This window comes from Shewanella sp. SP2S2-6 (genome assembly GCF_031931965.1).
Lineage (GTDB): Bacteria > Pseudomonadota > Gammaproteobacteria > Enterobacterales > Shewanellaceae > Shewanella > Shewanella baltica.
In genome coordinates this window covers 1-19672 of sequence record NZ_JAUOEQ010000042.1, presented here as the reverse complement: position 1 = coordinate 19672, position 19672 = coordinate 1, and the positions used below count along the sequence as shown (strand labels likewise).

At 45.6% G+C, this 19672-nt stretch carries 15 protein-coding genes, 1 tRNA gene and 1 pseudogene; 11 read left to right on the top strand and 6 right to left on the bottom strand.

Going from position 1 to position 19672, the window contains the following annotated elements; genetic code table 11:
- Positions 1-126 precede the first annotated feature (126 nt).
- Positions 127-1674 carry a LysM peptidoglycan-binding domain-containing protein gene (locus tag Q4Q57_RS19500; protein ID WP_311891777.1) on the bottom strand — a complete coding sequence of 516 codons (1548 nt, stop codon included), beginning with the start codon at positions 1672-1674 and terminating at the stop codon, positions 127-129.
- 232 nt (positions 1675-1906) lie between these two features.
- Positions 1907-2698, bottom strand: coding sequence for a hydroxyacylglutathione hydrolase (gene gloB / locus Q4Q57_RS19495; RefSeq protein ID WP_311891776.1), 792 nt, complete (start codon positions 2696-2698; stop codon positions 1907-1909).
- Between the two features lie 154 nt (positions 2699-2852).
- On the opposite strand from gloB, the gene Q4Q57_RS19490 reads away from it, so the two are divergent.
- Entirely contained in the window at positions 2853-3593 is a 741-nt protein-coding gene (locus Q4Q57_RS19490) for a class I SAM-dependent methyltransferase (RefSeq protein WP_311891775.1), read from the top strand.
- Between the two features lie 30 nt (positions 3594-3623).
- Entirely contained in the window at positions 3624-4562 is a 939-nt protein-coding gene (locus Q4Q57_RS19485) for a LysR substrate-binding domain-containing protein (protein WP_311891774.1), read from the top strand.
- Positions 4563-4733: 171 nt separating this feature from the next.
- On the opposite strand, the gene rnhA is transcribed toward Q4Q57_RS19485, so the two are convergent.
- Positions 4734-5204, bottom strand: coding sequence for a ribonuclease HI (rnhA, locus tag Q4Q57_RS19480; RefSeq protein WP_006081489.1), 471 nt, complete (start codon positions 5202-5204; stop codon positions 4734-4736).
- 70 nt (positions 5205-5274) lie between these two features.
- Between rnhA and dnaQ the strand changes: the two genes are divergently transcribed.
- From dnaQ to Q4Q57_RS19460, 4 genes are all read left to right on the top strand, one after another.
- Positions 5275-6003 (top strand): DNA polymerase III subunit epsilon, encoded by a 729-nt coding sequence (gene dnaQ / locus Q4Q57_RS19475; RefSeq protein ID WP_106650381.1) that lies wholly within the window; start codon positions 5275-5277, stop codon positions 6001-6003.
- 10 nt (positions 6004-6013) lie between these two features.
- Positions 6014-7387, top strand: a complete 1374-nt coding sequence (locus Q4Q57_RS19470; protein WP_311891773.1) for a TIGR03503 family protein — start codon at positions 6014-6016, stop codon at positions 7385-7387.
- 393 nt (positions 7388-7780) lie between these two features.
- Positions 7781-7857, top strand: a tRNA-Asp gene (locus Q4Q57_RS19465).
- Positions 7858-8132: 275 nt separating this feature from the next.
- Entirely contained in the window at positions 8133-10124 is a 1992-nt protein-coding gene (locus Q4Q57_RS19460; protein WP_311891772.1) for a sodium:proton antiporter, read from the top strand.
- A 125-nt stretch (positions 10125-10249) separates the two neighbouring features.
- Here the strand turns inward: Q4Q57_RS19460 and fadE are convergent, their stop codons facing one another.
- Positions 10250-12697, bottom strand: coding sequence for an acyl-CoA dehydrogenase FadE (fadE, locus tag Q4Q57_RS19455; protein WP_311891771.1), 2448 nt, complete (start codon positions 12695-12697; stop codon positions 10250-10252).
- 243 nt (positions 12698-12940) lie between these two features.
- On the opposite strand from fadE, the gene Q4Q57_RS19450 reads away from it, so the two are divergent.
- A complete protein-coding gene (locus Q4Q57_RS19450) occupies positions 12941-13720 on the top strand; it encodes a class II glutamine amidotransferase (RefSeq protein ID WP_006081496.1) in 780 nt (259 codons plus the stop codon).
- A 292-nt stretch (positions 13721-14012) separates the two neighbouring features.
- On the opposite strand, the gene Q4Q57_RS19445 is transcribed toward Q4Q57_RS19450, so the two are convergent.
- Both Q4Q57_RS19445 and Q4Q57_RS19440 read right to left on the bottom strand, forming a co-directional pair.
- Positions 14013-14804, bottom strand: a complete 792-nt coding sequence (locus Q4Q57_RS19445; RefSeq protein ID WP_086012237.1) for a DUF3108 domain-containing protein — start codon at positions 14802-14804, stop codon at positions 14013-14015.
- Positions 14805-15020: 216 nt separating this feature from the next.
- A complete protein-coding gene (locus Q4Q57_RS19440) occupies positions 15021-15458 on the bottom strand; it encodes an MGMT family protein (RefSeq protein WP_311891770.1) in 438 nt (145 codons plus the stop codon).
- Positions 15459-15752: 294 nt separating this feature from the next.
- On the opposite strand from Q4Q57_RS19440, the gene def reads away from it, so the two are divergent.
- From def to Q4Q57_RS19420, 4 genes and pseudogenes are all read left to right on the top strand, one after another.
- A complete protein-coding gene (gene def, locus Q4Q57_RS19435; RefSeq protein WP_006081499.1) occupies positions 15753-16244 on the top strand; it encodes a peptide deformylase in 492 nt (163 codons plus the stop codon).
- A 264-nt stretch (positions 16245-16508) separates the two neighbouring features.
- Positions 16509-17354: a rhombotarget lipoprotein gene (gene rhlP / locus Q4Q57_RS19430; RefSeq protein ID WP_012197039.1), complete on the top strand. Its 846-nt coding sequence runs from the start codon at positions 16509-16511 to the stop codon at positions 17352-17354.
- Between the two features lie 228 nt (positions 17355-17582).
- Positions 17583-18209 carry a LysE family translocator gene (locus Q4Q57_RS19425; RefSeq protein WP_011846875.1) on the top strand — a complete coding sequence of 209 codons (627 nt, stop codon included), beginning with the start codon at positions 17583-17585 and terminating at the stop codon, positions 18207-18209.
- Positions 18210-18415: 206 nt separating this feature from the next.
- Positions 18416-19393, top strand: a pseudogene (locus Q4Q57_RS19420) (transposase).
- The last annotated feature ends 279 nt before the right edge of the window (positions 19394-19672 follow it).

Here is a 19672-nt window from a genome sequence, read left to right as displayed (position 1 = left end):
AATTGAAAAGGCCCTTAATAGAAAAAGGCAGCAATCCGATAGGGTTGCTGCCTTTTTGTTATCTGTGGCTCAAACTTGCTGACGCTTTAGAGCATTAATCAGCTCGAACTCTGTGCCTGCTTAGTTTTATGCGCTCAACTTACTTTCATCGACCACTAATTTGATCACTTGCCCTGGTTGCAAATACTGTGATTGCGCTAGGCTATTCCACTCCAATAGTTCTGCCACAGTCACGTTAAATTTGCTGGCGATACGGGCGAGTGAATCACCTGATTTAACCTTGTAACTCACAGTGCGAATTAGCGCTGTTTGCTCAAGATTCTTTGGCGCTAAAATCACCAGTTTTTGACCGTTTTGTAGCTTGTCACTCTTACCTAATTTGTTCCAAACGCTAAGTTGTTTCACTGTCACTTTATGAGCTTGGGCGATTTCAGACAGTGTGTCACCAGACTTAACCTGGTAGGCAATTTTTGTCGATTCAGCCGCAGCGTGCGATTTCTTCGGCAATTGTTGCTGAGTCGACAGGGCATAGAGCTGTTTGTCTTGCGCATCGACAGGAATAATCAAATGCTTACCCGCGACTATGGTATTGTTTTTCATGCCGTTAGCGGCGCGAATTGCATTAATCGTCGTGTGGTGCTGCTTCGCAATTTTGCCAATACTGTCACCGGATTTGATCGTGTAGCGTAGCCAACTGATCCTATCTTCGGTTTCTGTTTCGGCGAGCGCTTTCTTAAATTCTTCCGATTTATCAATCGGCAATACTAAGGTGTGCGGCCCCAGTGGCGAAGTGGCCCAGCGGTTATAACCAGGGTTGAGCTTTTGCAGCTCAAGTGTGGTCATGTTTGCTAAACCTGCTGCCATGGCTAAATCAATTTGGCTATCAATATCAACTACTTCAATTGAAGGATTGTTGCTGATTGGCGCTAAAGTGATGCCATATTCATCGGCGTGTTTAATGACTTCAGCCAGCGCCAGCAGTTGCGGCACGTAGCGTTCGGTTTCACTGGGTAAATCCAATGACCAAAAGTCAGTTTTTAAGCCTTTCTTCTCGTTACGTTTAATCGCATTGAGCACCCGAGATTCACCCGAGTTATAGGCCGCAATCGCATATAGCCAATTGTTATTGGTTTTATCGTAAAGATATTCCAACATGTCGAGCGCCGCAGTCGTTGAAGCGGGTACATCACGGCGACCGTCGTACCACCAGTTCATTTCTAAACCGAAATGGCTGGCCATTGGCGTGGTGAATTGCCACAAACCCGATGCCGCACTTGCTGAAGACGCCGATGGATCAAAGGCGCTTTCTATAATAGGTAATAGGGCGATCTCAATCGGAAGATGACGCTTTTCAAGCTCTTCCACGATCAGGTACATATAAGGTGCAGCACGCTCTGAGATGATCTCTAGATGCTGCGGATTTTTGATGTACCAATCGCGATATTTATTCACCAATTTTTGATCGGGAACCGGTAACTGCATACCTTGACGAATTCGCTCCCACACATCGGTAATTTGCGCCGACGGAGCCTCGGTTGCGAGGTAATATTCTGGGACTGTATTTTCGGTTGTGACGGCTTCAACTTCTGTCTGATTAACGCCATGGTTGTCTAATGTTTGACAACCTGTGAGTAGGGCAAATCCCCCTACAACAACATAAAGTGATACTCTCATTGAAAACGGTAGTCCTCTGTTAGTGCATAGCTTTTCTTTATAGTAACAGTATGTTTTATATGAAGATAAAGACGACGCAGCGCGCAAAGTTTTCACGCAAAACGAGCCATTCTATGGGATCTTTTCGATCTTGTCCCTTAATTATCGTACATAATGTAAGGCCATTTTTGATTTACATCATCAAAAATGAGAAAAACTGTTTAAATTTCAATCTACAATATTGCTTTTGTGATCAAAAATTATCTTTCCACTGTCTGAGCAGGGTTAAACTGCTAAGTTCGTCTAAATTGGCATGATTTAGATCGCTAAAATGCTGTTTTATGCTGTCAACAATCTCAGTGTCGCTGGCACGTAAAAAGGGATTAATGGCGCGTTCTAAGGCGATGGTGGAGGGGATAGTCGCTTTATCTTGGCGACGTAGCTGTATGGCGCGTTCGTTATAGTCTTGCAGCGCGCGATTGTTGGGATTGACCGCGAGGGCAAATTTGAGGTTTGAAAGTGTGTACTCATGGGCACAATACACCCGAGTGTCGGCGGGAAGCTGGGCAAGTTGCTGCAATGAGTCGAGCATTTGCGCTGGCGTCCCTTCAAATAAGCGTCCGCAGCCACCGCTAAAGAGGGTGTCACCACAAAATAAGGCATCATCAATAACGTAGGCAATATGTCCTGCTGTGTGCCCTGGAACAGCTAAAACTTGCAGCTCGCTACTCATATAGTCGAGTGTTAATCTGGGCTGCGCTGCTGCGTGCAGTGGATGGGTGATGCCTTCAATCTTCTCATTATCTGGGCCATACACTGTGAGCCTGTTTTGACTGTAGGCTTGAAGTTCAGCGACGCCACCCGTATGGTCATTGTGGTGGTGGGTCAGTAAAATGCCTGCTAGCGTGAGTTGATTGGCCACTAGATAGTCAATAACTACATTCGCATCACCGGGATCTACAACATAAACCTGTGTTTGCGGCTGTTGTTGTAACACCCAGATATAATTGTCATTAAAGGCTTTAATCGCTGTTATAGTGAGCATAGAACTGCCTATGTCTGTATTTCAATTTGAAGATAAAGGTATTATCCATAAGTGAACAGCCTTTGGCGACCTTTGCCGCTTTTGCCCTGTGGCAAAATGGCAGAAATTTTTGACCCAATTGGATACTTGTCTACCAAGCTAACGGAGGAACTCTGTGTCGCATTTTAGTACTGAGCTCAAACCCGAACAATGGAGCGACTTGCCCAATGGTGAAGCGCTGCAACAAGCCGTTGCTAAGCAGCTTGAAGATTGGTGGCCAAGAGTCTTTGGTTATCATTTGTTAAAGTTAGGGCCTTTGAGTGCCGAATTATCGAGTATGGCATCGCCAGTGGCCCATCATTTTTCACTCTCGTCATCTCAAGGCGCCTCAATTGAAGGTGATTTTTGCCATTTACCCCTGCAAAATGCCGCGATAGATGCGGTGGTCATGAGTCTATTACTCGAATTTGAATCCGATCCTTACCGTATTCTTCGCGAAACCGACAGGGTACTCATCGCCGGAGGTTATCTTTTTATCATCGGTTTTAATCCCTTGAGTCCGGTATTTTTGGGTAAGTTGTGGCCTAAGTATCAGGATTGTCTCCCATGGAATGGCCGCTTCTTTATGCCATCAAGGGTGCGAGATTGGTTAGGTTTATTGGGTTATCAAGTGGTGGGCGATGAACGTTTGGTCTATCACCCTTTAATGGGCGATTTCACCCAAGGCAAATTTTTTCAACAGAGTTTAGCGTCATGGCTGCCTAGCGCGGGCAGTTTGTATTTGATTGTGGCACGCAAACTTGAGTCGCCACTCACGCCTATTCGCGATAAACGTAAGGTGCGGCAAACGAATTGGACCACCGCACCGACCGCGGGACGTTCAGGGCATTTATCAGAGCATTCGAAAAACGGATAAGCCTTTTCTATTTTAAGTACAGGTTTTTATATGCGGATCACCCTAAGACAATTGGCGGTATTTGAGGCTGTGGCACGTAGTGGCCAAGTCGCAAAGGCGGCGGAGCAGGTTAATTTATCACCACCTGCCACTTCTATGGCTTTGGCTGAGTTAGAAAAACAGCTCAATGCTCGCCTATTCGAGCGCATTGGTAATCGATTACAGCTGAACTCGCAGGGCAATTTACTGTTGCCACTGGCGACGGATTTATTGCACCGTGTTGAGCAAATTGAGCAGGCATTTACCTACCATGGCGGCGATTTGGTTGGGCGGTTAAGTATCAGTGCCAGTTCGACCATAGGTAACTATCTGATGGCGAAAGCCGCAGTGGCATTTTGTCAGCAGCACACTCAAACCCATGTGGATGTGGCGATCACAAATACTCAAGATGTGATCCAAGCGGTTGCGCAGTTCCGATCTGAAATGGGCTTTATCGAAGGTCATTGTACCGATAATCGTTTGAGTGTTGAAGCTTGGCATAAGGATAGGCTGCTGGTGTTTTGTCATCCGGCGCATCCTTTGGCGGGGAAAGTGGTTGAACCGGCGCAAGTGAGAGGCCAGTCATGGGTGTTACGTGAAGAAGGCTCGGGCACTCGTGAGTATTTTGTCAATGCTGCCAATGAGTTGGATATGCAGCCAGAAGCCAAATTCTGCTTTACTACGCCGGATGCAATCAAACTGGCGGTGAAACAAGGTGCTGGGCTTGGGGTGTTATCTGAGCTGGCGCTGGAGAAAGAAATCAGCCGCAAAGAGTTGGCGTTAGTCACGATTGAGGGATTAGTGCTGGAGCGGCAGTTTTATCGCATCACCCATAAGAGCCGTCAGGCGACATCCCTTGGCCAAGCTTTTGTGCAGTTCTGTGAGAATTTTTTCAATATCGCAGGCGTGGAACCAAATAAGCCGTTTGATAGCAATGGCCATATGCAGTGAGCTTAAGCGGTTAATTTGAACTGTGGGTTTACGGTGAGATGAATGGTGAAATGAATCATCACGCCTAAGTATTTAGCTTAGGCGTGATGGCATAGAACTTACTTTTTCGAATTTAGCTTGTATGAACTTAGTTTGTTCTAACTTTGCTTGTATAAGCTAAGGGCCACAGAGTTAAGGCTGGTAGCCTAAATCGGGTTGGGTCGGTTTTGATTCAGCCGCGGTGCGAGCTAATACATCGCAACGTTCGTTTTCGGCGTGTCCTGCGTGACCTTTAACCCATTGCCAGTCGATGGTGTGCATCTGTGAGGCTTTATCTAATCGTTTCCATAGATCAACGTTTTTGACTGGGGTACGGTTTGAGGTCATCCAGCCTTTTTTCTTCCAGCCATGGATCCACGTCATTATGCCTTGGCGCATATATTGGCTGTCGCTGGTGAGCACGACTTGGCAAGGCTCTTTCAAGCTTTCTAACGCTATGATGGGAGCTAATAACTCCATGCGATTATTGGTCGTGAGCGCAAAACCGTCGGACATCTCCTTTGTATGGCCTTTATAATTCATTACAATGCCATAGCCGCCAGGACCGGGATTGCCTAAGCAAGAACCGTCGGTGAAGATGTGGATCAGTTTTAGTTCAGTCATCAAATTGTTACCATAGCCGGGAATTTCGGCCGAGTATAACCAAAAATTGTCATAAGAAGCGCATAAAAACATGAATATTATCTCTAATGCTAGCCGTCAGGTTATTTTGGACACCGAAACCACAGGTATGAACCAGGGCAGCGGCGCCATTTATTTAGGCCATAGGATCATCGAGATAGGTTGCGTGGAAGTGGTGAACCGTCGTTTGACGGGACGTTATTACCACCAATATATCAATCCTGGGCAAGCAATCGATCCTGAAGCCATCGCCGTTCACGGTATTACTGATGAGCGTGTTTCTAAAGAGCCGCGTTTTCATCAAGTTGCCCAAGAATTTATTAACTTTATCGACGGTGCAGAAATCGTCGCCCATAACGCGAACTTCGACGTGAGCTTCATGGATCATGAGTTTTCACTGTTGCAGCCGCGTGGACCGAAAACCGCTGATATTTGTCAGATCCTCGATACCTTAGAAATTGCTAAGTTCCTGCATCCCGGCCAGAAAAACAATCTCGACGCTCTCTGTAAGCGTTACGGTGTGGATACGTCTCGCCGCGAGTACCACGGCGCTTTACTCGATGCCGAGATCCTCGCCGATGTTTATTTGATCATGACAGGCGGCCAGACAAAGTTTAATTTGTCTAACGAAGAAGCGGGGCAGGAAGCGGGGGGGATCCAACGTTTTGATCCGCAATCACTTAATCTTAAAGTGATCGGCGCATCGGCCGATGAATTGACTATGCATGAACAACGCCTTGATTTAGTCGCAAAATCAGGTAAATGCCTCTGGAGAGGATAGAAAAATCATTATGCCGATGTCGTGCCATAAACTTATTTTAGCGCTTTGCCTTGCTGTCACTACACCGCTTGTGAGTGTGACGTCTGTATTGGCCGCCGACCAAGAGCCTGCCCAAAAAGTTGTTAAGTCGCCTAAGGCTGCCCCGATTGTAGGATTGGAGACGGCCTCAGAGCTTAAAAACCGTTTTCGTATCGACCATATGGTCGATAACATGACGCTGTTAGTTGAGCGTGAATACGGCTCTGCGCCAGTAGTGATAGTATTGCCCGATGGCAGTAAATGGTATGCCAATCGCCATCCCGAATCCGTTAAATGGGTCGATGGTATTACTGGCGATATTATTTACATTGAGTCGCCTATGCCTGGACCTTGGCAGTTGGTGGGTAAAGTCGTCCCAGGTTCGACCCTCAAAAAACTCTCTAAACTCGAAATCGAAGTGCAGCCTTTGCCGCAGCCGATATTCCAAGGTGAGCAAGTTAAAATTGTTGCCCAGTTGATGGGGGATGCCCAGCGTGTGCGCATGCCGGGACTCGACTTTCTGGTGGAGTGGACGGCTCATTTTGTGAGTAAGCACAGGGCCGGCGATGAGAATTTTGCCGCGGGTGACATTATTGTCGGCTCCTATAAAGACAATGGTGAAGATTATGATGAAAAACCTGATGATGGCGTATTTACCAGTAATATCAATGTAAAGCAGCCTTGGGGTGACTATGAGTTTGTGGTGCAGGCACGCAACAACGTGTTTGAGCGGCAGATTTCATTTCCGTTTAGATTATCACCGCGGCCAATTAATTTAGAAGTCATTACCCCAGACGATCCGTTAACAGGGCAATGGAAGATCATGTTGCACGTCGATAGTGCTGTGCTGCAACTGGCTGAAACGCATTTTTCCTTTGAGTTGGTGGGCCCTGCTGGCTTACAACTGCCTTTAACGGTGAATGGCCTTACTGAGCCGGACTCTGAACTAGATTTACCGACTGTGACTGAGTTTGGTAGTTATCGTATTAAAGGTTTTGTAGCAACGACAACGATTACTGGTCGAGAGATTGTGCTGGATTTACCTGAGCTATTTTTCAACTTAATTCAGCCACCAGAGCCACCGCCGAGCGCCGAAGAGTTAGCTGCTGTTGCTGCACAAAAAGCGGCAGAGGAAGAAGAACTTGCAAAGAAAGATGCGATGTTTTGGATCATCACAATCAACACGATCTTATTAGTCTTGGGCGTGGTGGGATTAATTGTGTGGCGTAAACGCCAAAGTCTAGCACAGGCCTTAGCTGCCGCTGAGTCACGTTTATTGGAAGAAGCATCGGCGAATTCAGCTGCAGCGCCTTCGTTAGATGAAATCGATCTCACTATGCCAGATGAAGCGGATAAAGACCGATAGTTCGCAGTCACTTAATGTGTTTGATTAATCACTTTGAACTGCGGCGTTTCAGCGATATTTGGGACATAAATCAAGCTCAACTATTGATTTGGTTTTTTTTTAATCAAATGAAAAATATAAGTAAAAAAACGGTTGACGCCCGCAGGGCTCGACCGTATTATTCTTCGCATCTTAAGCAGAAGCCTTAATAAGTCAGTTTGATTATAGTATTTCTGTATTAGCTTCAGCGGCCTGTCACGCTGGGGTTAGCGGGTTTAAAACTCGTCAGATATTAGATATGGAAGAATTTGGAGCGGTAGTTCAGTTGGTTAGGCTATCGTTTTAACATCAGCGGCCTGTCACGCTTGTGTTAGCGGGTTTAAAACTCGTCAGATGTTTGATATGGAAAAATTTGGAGCGGTAGTTCAGTTGGTTAGAATACCGGCCTGTCACGCCGGGGGTCGCGGGTTCGAGTCCCGTCCGCTCCGCCAAATTAATAAAAAGGCCTTACAGCAATGTAAGGCCTTTTTATTTCTATCTTTTTCATCAAATAATTGCAGCATAAAATCGCTGCAGCTTGCAGTCCATCGCTGTTGCGCCTTGGTTTCACTTAGGTCATGCAGTCTTCGATAAACTTTATAGCGTTTATGCATTTGCTGCTATTGTTAAGCGAAATAGATAGTTCCCGAGCCATTATCATGCTCATGTCATCTATTTCATTAAAGATAATGCGAGCTCATTGTTTTCCTCACCTAAAGGATTTTTTATGGTTGAACAAATCACGGGTATGTTAGCGCTGATTGGAGTGTTATCGCTTTTTTGTCAATGGCTTGGTTGGAAACTACGCTTACCGGCAATTTTGCCCTTACTGCTCTGTGGACTCACCCTCGGCCCCGGACTTGGTTTCCTCAATCCCGATGTGATTTTTGGCAATTTACTCTTTCCGATCATTTCTCTCGGGGTTGCCGTGATCTTGTTTGAGGGCGCTTTGACCCTCAACTTTAAAGAAATCAAAGATCATGGTCGTATGGTGACGCATCTTGTGACTATAGGGACAGTGATAACTTGGGCTTGTATCAGCACGGCCACCTTTTATTTACTCGATTTTAGTTGGGAAATAGCACTCCTCTTTGGCGCATTAGTGGTGGTGACGGGACCGACGGTTATCGTGCCTATGCTTAGAAGTGTGCGCCCTAAATCCCAACTTGCCAGTATTTTGCGCTGGGAAGGCATAGTTATCGACCCCATAGGCGCATTGCTGGCGGTATTAGTTTTTGAATACATAACTGTTTCAGGCGATCCCACGACACATGTGCTCTATGCATTAGGCTCTATGCTTTCGCTAGGATTAGGGCTCGGCGCTGCGGCAGGTTACCTCACAGGGCAAATATTAAGACGCAACCTGTTACCACATTATTTGCGCAATACCGCAGTCTTGACCTTAATGCTGGGTATCTTTGTCGGCTCTAACCTATTACAGGAAGAGTCGGGTTTACTGACTGTGACCGTTATGGGCATTTGGCTTGCCAATATGCGCGGTGTGGATATTGCTGAAATCCTCGAATTTAAAGAAACCTTAACCGTACTGTTGATTTCGGCACTGTTTATTTTATTGGCGGCGCGATTAGATTCTAATGCCATGCTCGACTTAGGTTGGGGTGGACTGGGCGTTTTAGCGGTCACTATGTTGCTAGCGCGGCCACTGAGTATTTGGGTTTCTGGTATAGGCACCTCTTTATCGAGGGCTGATAAGTGGTTTTTATGCTGGATTGCACCGCGAGGCATAGTCGCTGCGGCGGTATCGTCATTGTTTGCGATTAAGTTAGAAGCCAACAATGTGCAGGGCGCTGATGCGATTGTGCCCTTAGTGTTTTTAATTATTATCGGCACGGTTGTTATCCAAAGTTTAACCGCGGGACGTTGGGCGCGATTCCTCGGTGTCAAAGCCGATTCTGCCCAAGGTCTATTGATTTTCGGTGCTTCTAAATTTTCCCGTGAGTTAGCTAAAATCTTAAAAGCCAAGGATATCAAAGTGCTATTGGCTGATAATAACTGGGATAATATTCGCCTGGCACGTATGGATAATATCCCAGTGTATTTTGGTAATCCTGCATCGGAACATGCTGAAACCTATATGGATTTAACTGGGATTGGCCGCGTGTTGATCATTTCGCCTTATCGACAATTGAACCCTTTAGTGAGTTTCCATTTTCAAGATTTCTTTGGCACTAAGAAGGTCTTTGGCTTAAATAATACCGAAGTGGGCAGTGCGCGCCACCAGCTCTCAGAAAGTTATAAGCAGCGTTTATGTTTGTTTGGTGATGCCGTGTCCTATGCCAAGATAGCAAGCCTAATGGCGAGAGGCGCTCAGCTTAAAGTGACCAATTTAACTGAAAACTTCAGCTTTGAGCATTTCCGTAAGCGTTACGGTGAAACGGCTATGCCACTGGTTTATTTAACCAAGGAAGGTAAGGTCGTTGTAGTGTCTGGCAACGATACTGTATTCCCGAATGGTATTGAGCTCATTAGCCTGCTACCGATTGAAGCCTTAGAGGAAGCCAAAGTACAGCAAGCGATTGCAGAGCGAGAAGCACAGGAAGCCCAAGAGAAAGCCGCAGCAGAAGCCGCTTTAGCGAAGATAAAAGCGGATGAAGAGGCTGAACAATTAAGGCTTGTACAGGCTGAAGCTAAAGTGGCTATTGAGGATAATACCGCTGATCCACTTCAAGCTGAAGATGAGACTTTAGTGAAGAGTTAACCTAGGCTGTGATTGGTATTAGACTCCACTCAGTGATGGAGTAGTTTGAATTGTCATTGGGTCAAGGCATTAAAAAAGGAGGCTAATTAGCCTCCTTTTTGTTGGTTTAAATCTTACGGAGTGGATTACGCTGCGCGTTCCTGTGAAGTGGTAGAAACCACTTCTGGACGAAGTTCAGCTGGGTCAAAGTCATCAACGTTGATTGACTTCATACGACCGATTTCCGCTCTTTCTAGCAAGTTAACTTCATCGTCGCTCAGCACGCCCAGTGCTTTACCTTCAGCGGCAACTTTATCTAACCACATGAAGGGTAAACGTTTACCGCTCGCTTTACAGACTTTGTCATGTAGAGGCTCAGACGCGATGATGTCCAGTAGCGTTTGTTCTTGGATACCCACAGCATTGTGCTCAGAGTTGGTCCAGAACTGGCCTTTACCTAAACGGTCACGGCTTTCACACGGTGTTTGCATGATCTTAGCGACTTTATGATCTAACACATCGCTTGGGCGTTTCAGTGGACGACCGAATGGGAACATCACCACGCGTAGTGCGCCGCCAAGACCCATAGGGAAGTTATCCAGCAAATCGTCTAACGAGGCTTGTAACTTGTACAGCGCATCTTCAACCGCCCATTGCACTAATGGCAAGTCGTCGGTTTGACGGCCTTCATCTTCATAACGTTTCAGCGTGGCAGATGCCAGATACAGTTGGCTCAGTAGGTCACCTAAACGGGCAGAGATACGCTCTTTACGTTTAAGGTTGCCGCCCAAGGTTGCCATGGCTAAGTCAGAAAGCAGGGCAAGGTTGGCACTGAAACGGTTCATTTGTTGATAATAACGCTTGGTTTTATCTGAATAAGGCGCGTTAGAGAAACGGCTTGATGTCAGACCTAACCAGAAGCTACGGATGAAGTTACTAGTCGCGAAACCAATGTGACCAAAGATGGCCGCATCGAAGTTAGCTAAACCTTGACCCGATTCGGTATCAAACGCTGATTCCATTTCTGCAAGCACGTACGGATGGCAGCGAATCGCGCCTTGGCCGTAGATGATCATAGAACGGGTCAGAATGTTTGCGCCTTCAACGGTAATCGCGATAGGCGCAGCTTGGTAGCCACGGCCTAAATAGTTATTGGGGCCAAGACACACGCCTTTACCGCCGTGAATATCCATGGCATCGATAACGCATTTCTGCATTCTGTCTGTCAGGTGATATTTCACAATCGCAGAGATAACCGACGGTTTTTCACCTAAGTCAATACCTGTAGTGGTCAACGTGGTTACCGCATCCATCAGATAAGCGTTACCGCCGATGCGTGCCATTGGCTCTTCGATACCTTCAAGCTTGCCGATAGGCAATTTGAACTGACGACGAATGCGCGCATAAGCACCTGTTGCCAGTGCCGCGGTTTTCACGCCGCCAGCTGAGTTTGATGGCAGTGTGATACCACGACCCACTGATAAACATTCCACCAGCATGCGCCAGCCTTGACCTGCCATTTTCGGGCCGCCAATGATGAAGCTTAATGGCACAAACACTTCGTTGCCGTGAGTTGGACCGTTTTGGAACATACAGTTGAGCGGGAAGTGACGACGACCGGTTTCAACTCCTTCCATATCGGTAGGGATCAAAGCACAAGTAATGCCAAGTTCTTCTTTATCGCCAAGTAGATGCTCTGGATCGCGTAGTTTGAAGGCTAAGCCTAATACTGTCGCGACAGGAGCTAAAGTGATGTAACGCTTGTTCCAGGTCAGTTTCATACCCAGAACTTCTTCACCTTCCCATTGGCCTTTACACACGATACCGAAGTCAGGAATAGAGCCAGCGTCGCTACCGGCTTCTGGGCTGGTCAGTGCGAAACAAGGTACTTCTAACCCTTTGGCTAAACGTGGTAAATAATGGTTTTGTTGCTCTGGCGTACCGTAATGTTGCAGCAGCTCTCCAGGGCCTAAAGAGTTAGGCACACCAACAGTGGATGCCAACTCACTGCTCAAACCTGCGAGTTTTTGTAACACGCGCGATTGAGCATAAGCTGAATATTCTAAACCGCCGTATTTTTTCTTAATGATCATGGCGAAGAAGCCATTATCTTTCAGATATTGCCATACGTCGGCAGGCAGATCGGCAAGTTGATGTGACACTTGGTGTTGATTCACCATGCGGCACACTTCTTCAACAGGGCCATCGAGGAAGGCCTGTTCGTCTGCACTTAAACGCGCAACTGGGTAGTTATGTAGTTTTTTCCAGTTCGGGTTACCCGCAAACAGATCGGCTTCCCACCAAGTGGTGCCGGCTTCAATCGCTTCTTTCTCTGTTGAAGACATTTCCGGCATGATGCCGCGATATACCTTCATCAGTGGACGACTGATCACATTTTGTCTAAATGCACTGATATTTAACGGCAAGGTTACCACAAGGAAAACGATCCAAGAGATAGGGCCGACAACATCGAGTGTCCATCCTGCTGTCATCACAACAGCGGCTGCAATAGTGGCAGTGAGCAAAGATACCCGAAGGTAAGCTAGGGCTCCTAGCACTAAGATCATAGCGATGATCCAAAGTAGGGTAGTCACTGTAATTCTCCTTAAATATGACCGAGTGCCAACCACAGGTCATAGAGTGTTTTGTTGATTGCGATCACAATTATAGTTTGTGGTCAGACCTGTGTCGCATAAAAGTTAAACCTAAGACAATTTTAATACAAGTATTTTTCAAACAATTGTTTAAATTATTTGTCAGCTTTGATCATTCCACAAATGTCATCAACTAGTTACAATGCCAACAAGTGGATTTTTGATTGATGATGGGCGAGAAATATGTGCGAGTTACTGGCGATGAGCGCCAATGTGCCAACCGATATTGTGTTTAGTTTTACGGGATTAGCACAACGTGGAGGCGTAACAGGTCCCCATGTGGACGGCTGGGGAATTACGTTTTACGAGGGCAAAGGCAGCCGTACTTTTAAAGATGCTTGCCCGAGTAGCGAATCGCATATTGCAAAATTGATCAAATCCTACCCGATTAAAAGTGAAGTGGTGATAAGCCATATTCGCCAAGCGAATCGCGGCTGCGTGTCTTTAGAGAATACTCATCCTTTTACCCGCGAATTATGGGGACGTTATTGGACCTATGCCCACAATGGCCAATTGACGGACTATCTGCCCAAGTTCAACGTTTCTCGCTATCAACCCGTTGGCGATACTGACAGCGAACTCGCTTTCTGCTGGATTTTGGAACAAGTTGCCCAGAAGTTTGGCGGCACTAAACCCGAGGATATGTTGGCCGTGTTCCATTATGTCGCGACGTTGGCCGAGCAAATCCGTGCCTTAGGTGTGTTCAACATGATATTAAGCGATGGCGAGCATTTGATGAGCTATTGCAGTAACAACTTATGTTACATCACTCGCCGCGCGCCGTTTGGCAAAGCGAAACTTATCGATACCGATGTGGTGATTGATTTTGATAAGGAAACCACGGCCCACGATGTCGTGACTGTGATTGCGACTCGTCCATTGACTGAGAACGAACAGTGGCATGTCATGCAGCCCGGCAACTGGAAGTTGTTTAGGTTAGGCGAGCTGTTAATCGATCTTTGATGTTATCCAACGCATCTTTTAGCAATCAAGGATTAGTGATAGGCCATTAGCAACGAACTTGTTGCAATGAACTGTCAGCTATGAACTAGTAGCGCAGGAATATTGGTTCTGAACTTTGGCAATGAACCATTAGCTATGGGCGTTAACCGAACTTAGAGGCTGGCCCTAAGCTCGGTTAGATATTCATTCGGTTCGGTATAACTTCGGTTTGGTTTTATCGGTGTGAGTTCAGCTAAGGCTGAGTATCATTGAGCTAAGTTGATTTCCTTAACTTAACTCAATGCTTTGCCAGTTAACCTTCTGTCGTACCTAGCAGTTTTGGTACTTGCGGTTGCTCAGCAATATCTGCCGGCTTGCTTTCTTGGCTCACAACTTCATCGAAGTGATATTTAAGTAACTTAATATCCAGCTGCTTACTGCCTTTTTCAAAATGTGTTAACCGCACGGGCAGGTAGGCTAAGTCTGGCGCCATCCAGAAGAAGGTTTGGCGTTTTTTATTGTCACGCACCACTTCAATTTTGACTGTGTCGTAACTGCCACTGTCGATGTTCATCCGTTCTCTGCCAATCACATGGAACTTGTATTCATCCAGTTCGTTGTCTTTGACCATCTTGTAGTCAAGCGCTTCTTTGCCCGCGGCCATATCGAGCCTGAATTGCAATTGCACCATTAGCGGATCGAAAATCTCGCCTTCATAGGGGAATTTGCCTTTCTCGTCTTTATAACGGGTGTGAATAAAGCCCTGCGCTTTGGCGAATGCGGTTTGCTCTGTGTAATTCGGGCCGACACCTTGGCGCTGCTGTAAGTAACGCAAAGGGCTGAGTTGACTATTTTCTTGAGTAAACTCACTCAAAATGTGGCGCACATCGGTTAGCAATAACAGGCTAAGATCGCTGTCAAAACGATACTTATACACCCCATCTTCTGGATTGGGCAGGGTGTATTTGGCTTTACCGAGTTCGATATCCCCATAGTTGACTTGGTATTCGGCTGTCTGCGGCGTGAGCGGCGTCGGCGCGGCTATTGCAAACATACTTTGGGTGAGGGCAGTTAAGCTCACTAATAATGTGGGAATGGTACGCAAAGAATGCTCCTTGGGTCGCAGGTTTTCACCTTGTATCACTACAAAACGCTCAGTAGTGGTTGATAAAAAAGTGTCGAGTAGCATGCTTACTTACACAGTTCAGGGTAAATCAGTTCAGCGTAAATCAAAAATCGGAATCGACTGTTAGCAGGTTATAGCCGAGGCCGACACTTCTGTAAATAGCGATGTAAACAGTTTATGGATCAGTATATTAAACTAAAATGGCATTGCCATGACTAAAGTGACCAGATCGGGACGCCACTCGTACTCAGACAAACTAACTTTGCCGCAGTTCACTGTTATCCCTTCGATTCTTAATAATTCCATCTGTTCCTGAAAGGAGACTGAATTTTTCTCGAAGGAGATTTTACCCTGACTATTGAGGACTCTGTGCCAAGGCAGAGACAAATGCTCGGGTGCCAATTTGAGTGCCTTGGACACATAACGTGCTCGCCCCGGTAATCCCGCATAATCGGCAATTTTGCCATAACTGCTGATTTCCCCCTGCGGGATCATCGCAACGATATGCCAGATTTTCGCCATGGGAGACAAGTCAACCGCTTGCGGCTGGTGACTCGCTAAATCCTGTTCATCTTGTTTATCTTTTTCAAGATAGCGATACAGCGGCGATTTGTCTTTTGGAAACGATGCCATTGAATAGTTGGCCCTCAGCTAAATGCGTGTTCATGCTTAGAAAATCAGGCTTAAAAGGTACACTGTAAAAATCTTACGCGACGAGGTTGCGCTAGTGTAACGGCAAAGTCTGGTTTAGCGGAAGAAGTGAGGACATTAAGCGTTCAATGGATTATGCATTACTCGATATTTTTTATCGACTATCTCGATTGCTAACAAAATATTTAAACTGTTTTTAGCTTAAATATTGTGTAAATGGTCAAATAGTCCATAATAGCGCCAATTTTTTTGACTCGATGAGAGAAGATAACTGGCATGGCTGTACTCGATATTCTAACAATTCCCGATGAGCGCCTTAAACGTAAAGCGCAACCTGTAAAAGATATTGAAGCTGTTCAGGGATTTATCGATGATTTAATCGAAACCATGTATCACACGGATGATGGTATCGGTTTAGCGGCAACGCAAGTCGGCAGTACGGATGCGATTATCGTGATCGATTTATCTGACGGTCGCGACCAACCTCAAGTGCTGATCAATCCTGAAATCGTCGAAAAGTCTGGCGAGTTTGTGGGTGAAGAAGGGTGTCTGTCGATCCCCGGTTATCGCGCTAAAGTGTCACGTTTTGAGAAGGTCAAAGTGACCGCCTTAGACAGAACGGGCAAGGCTATCGAAATCGAAACCGATGAGTTTTTAGCCATAGTATTACAGCATGAAATCGACCATTTACATGGCAAAGTGTTTATCGAACATTTATCCATGTTAAAACAACAAATTGCGCTTAAAAAAGTGCGTAAATACGCTTAAGCCTATTGCATAAAAGCGTGCACAAAAAAGTGTATGAGCGCGCTGATTTGCGTGTTGCACCTCCTGACTAGCCGCATTTTACGATGCGGCTTTTTTGTATCTAAAATTAGTATGTAAAACCTGAGTTTGAATATCTTTGAGTTGATATGTGAACATAACAACTTGTTTTAACTGTAATGAGTGGATAAGGTAGCCAGCAATATCCGCTAGCAATAAATTCAGTAGCATCATTAGCGGCCGTGTATGGATACGGTAGGGAAACAGATGAAACTTAAGATCATAACCAGCGGCATAATCTCACTCGCAATGCTTTCACTCAGTGGCTGCAGCGCGTTTTTTAACGGTAATACCACAGATAAAAAGGCGGTATCGAGTAGCTTAGTCGAATACTTATATCCAGATGAGAAGAGCCGCCAAGCCCAGCAGCCATCCTTACCTGTACTGCGTTTGCCAATTACCGTCGGCATTGCTTTTTTACCTTCATCCCATTGGCAAGCTGATGCCATAGACAGTCGCGCCCAAGTCGCTTTGCTCAACAAGGTGAAACAATCCTTTATTAAATACGATTATATCGATCGTATTGAAATCATTCCGAGCACCTATCTTAAAAATGGTAAAGGTTTTAATACCTTGCAGCAAGTTGCCCGCCTGCATGACGTCGATGTGATGGCGCTGGTATCTTACGATCAACTGATGCAAAGCCACGAGAACAAATCCGCCATCCTTTATTGGACAATCGTCGGCATGTATTTAATCCCCGGTAATGAGAATGCCATTCAAACCTTTGTTGATACCGCAGTGTTCGATATGCGCAGCCAAAAGATGTTATTTAGGGCGCCGGGCATAAATCAGTTAACTGAAAGTTCAACCGCTGTTGGCGTGACAACAACTTTAAGGGAGAAATCCTATGAGGGTTTTGATCTTGCGGTGAACGATATGATAGTCAATTTAGACGATGAGCTCGCCCGCTTTAAAACTCGAGTTAAAGAAGAGCAGGTTGCCACTATTGAACATAAACAAGGTTACAGCGGCGGTGGCAGTTTATCCCTATTAATCCTTTCTATACTGGGAATATTTGCGCTGCGCCGTTTAACGATTTGCCGTGAATAAAAAATTAAGCGCCAATTAAGATCGTTAAGGATGAGCAAATTGAGGTTTGCTTTGAATCAAGACGTGGGCAAAAAGTATATAAAGTTGAGCACAGGCTCTGGTTATCAACTTACTTGTAGTTAACGTTTTGATTTTATTTTTAAAGTGGTTTGCTGAGGCTGCGGTATTGCGTCGGACACCACTTACGCGGGCGTGATACATTACGCGTTTAACAAGGAGAAAAATTAAATGGATTTAAATTCACTATTACTGTTTGCAGTTGCTTGCCTTGCTATCAATCTTATCCCTGGACCCGATGTTATCTACATTGTATCTAACACAATGAAAGGGAAAATGATCAGTGGGCTTAAAGCTGCGATGGGTTTAGGTGTAGGTTATTTCGTTCACACGCTTGCTGCTAGCTTGGGATTATCTGCCATCATTCTCAGTTCAGCGTTGGCTTTTAGTATTGTGAAGTGGTTGGGCGCCGCGTATCTAGTGTATTTAGGCATTCAAGCGTTAATATCAATGTGGCGTGGCAACAATAAAATTGTGGTTGATGACAATAGCAAACCAAACGGCAACGTTTTTTTCCAAGGCATTGTCGTTAGTGTACTTAATCCTAAAGTCGCTTTATTTTTCCTCTCTTTTTTGCCGCAGTTTATTGACCCGTTAGCGGGTTCAACGTCAATTCAGCTGTTAACCCTTGGTCTTATTTTCAGTTTGTTAGCGACCCTGTGTAACGTCCTTTATGCGTCGGCAGGAAGCTGGGTATTTAGTCGGCCCAATTCCCAGCGTTATTCCAGAGCCTTAGAGGGAATATCAGGGGTGTTGCTTATTGGCTTGGCCAGTAAAGTCATGACCAGTGATAGATAGTTTTTTCTTAAGCATTTTTTCATAAGCCACCCATTGTAATTTAGCGATGACTCCTTTGTGAGTCACCAATTTCGCAACTAGGCTTAGGAGTTTTTCATAAGCAGTTTTTCATAAGCCACCCATTGTAATTTAGTGATGACTCCTTGGTGAGTCACCCTTTTCTCAACTAGGCTTAGTATCTTTAATCCAGCACAAGGAGTGTGATGATGCCACAGCCAAGGAGAACTCAAATCAGTTTGGAAGATACGCCTTTTTATCACTGTTGTAGTCGAGTCGTTAGGCGTGCCTATTTGTGTGGTGAAGACCATTTCTCTGGTAAAATTTACGACCATAGACGCGAGTGGGTAGAGCAACAACTGCTTAAGCTGGCTCAGGTTTTTGCTATTGATGTCGCTGCTTATGCGGTGATGAGCAATCATCTGCACTTGGTACTCTGCGTGGACATTTACCAAGCTAATCAATGGAGTGATAGGGAAGTGCTTGAGCATTGGCATCAAGTATTTTAAGGCACTGAATTAACACAACAATTTGTCAAAGGGCAAGTTGTTGAAGCCCATGACGTGGTTAACCTTAAACACCATATCGCTCTATACCGCAGTCGCTTAAGTGATATTTCTTGGTTTATGCGCGCCTTAAATGAACCTATCGCCCGTAAAGCAAATCAAGAGGATAACTGCACTGGACGCTTCTGGGAGGGGCGTTTTAAATCCCAAGCCCTACTCGATGAGGCGGCAGTACTTGCATGTATGACCTATGTCGACCTCAACCCTATTCGTGCTCAACTAGCCACATCACCAGAAACTTCGAACTTCACCAGTATTCAACGGCGTATTCGCGCGGTATTGGCAGGCAAACAACCCGAAACCTTACTGCCTTTTATCGGTAATGAGCGAGACAATATGCCTAAAGGGCTGTCCTTTGATGTACAAGATTATCTGCAACTGGTCGATGATACCGGCAGAATTATTCGCGATGATAAATGCGGAAGTATCAGTTCGAGCAGTGCTAGCTTACTGAGTCGCCTTAATATTCCGCCTGAGCATTGGCTTAAGCTCACTCACCATTTCGGGCAGCTATTTAAAGGTCCCGTGGGTACTGTGCAAGAACTTACTTGTTACTGCGAACACCTTGAAAAGCGACGAAGGCACTATCGACATAGCTGCCAGCATTTAATGGCAAGCTGAGCCATTTAGAGATAGTCCACATTCAGAGATAGTTCAGCGCCAAACTTCACTCATCCATAGCAGTGGAGAGCCTGACTCGAACTAAATCGCCCCAATTCCTGCTGACTATTGGAAAATCAACAAATAACCAGCGATACCCCCCGAAAACCTGACTTTTCAATCTAAGCCACAAACCGTTTGGTAAATGTAGCTTCGATATTGTTGGTTATTTTTATATCATGGGTGGCTTGTAAAAAAGCTGTTGGTTATTTTTATATCATGGGTGGCTTGTAAAAAAGC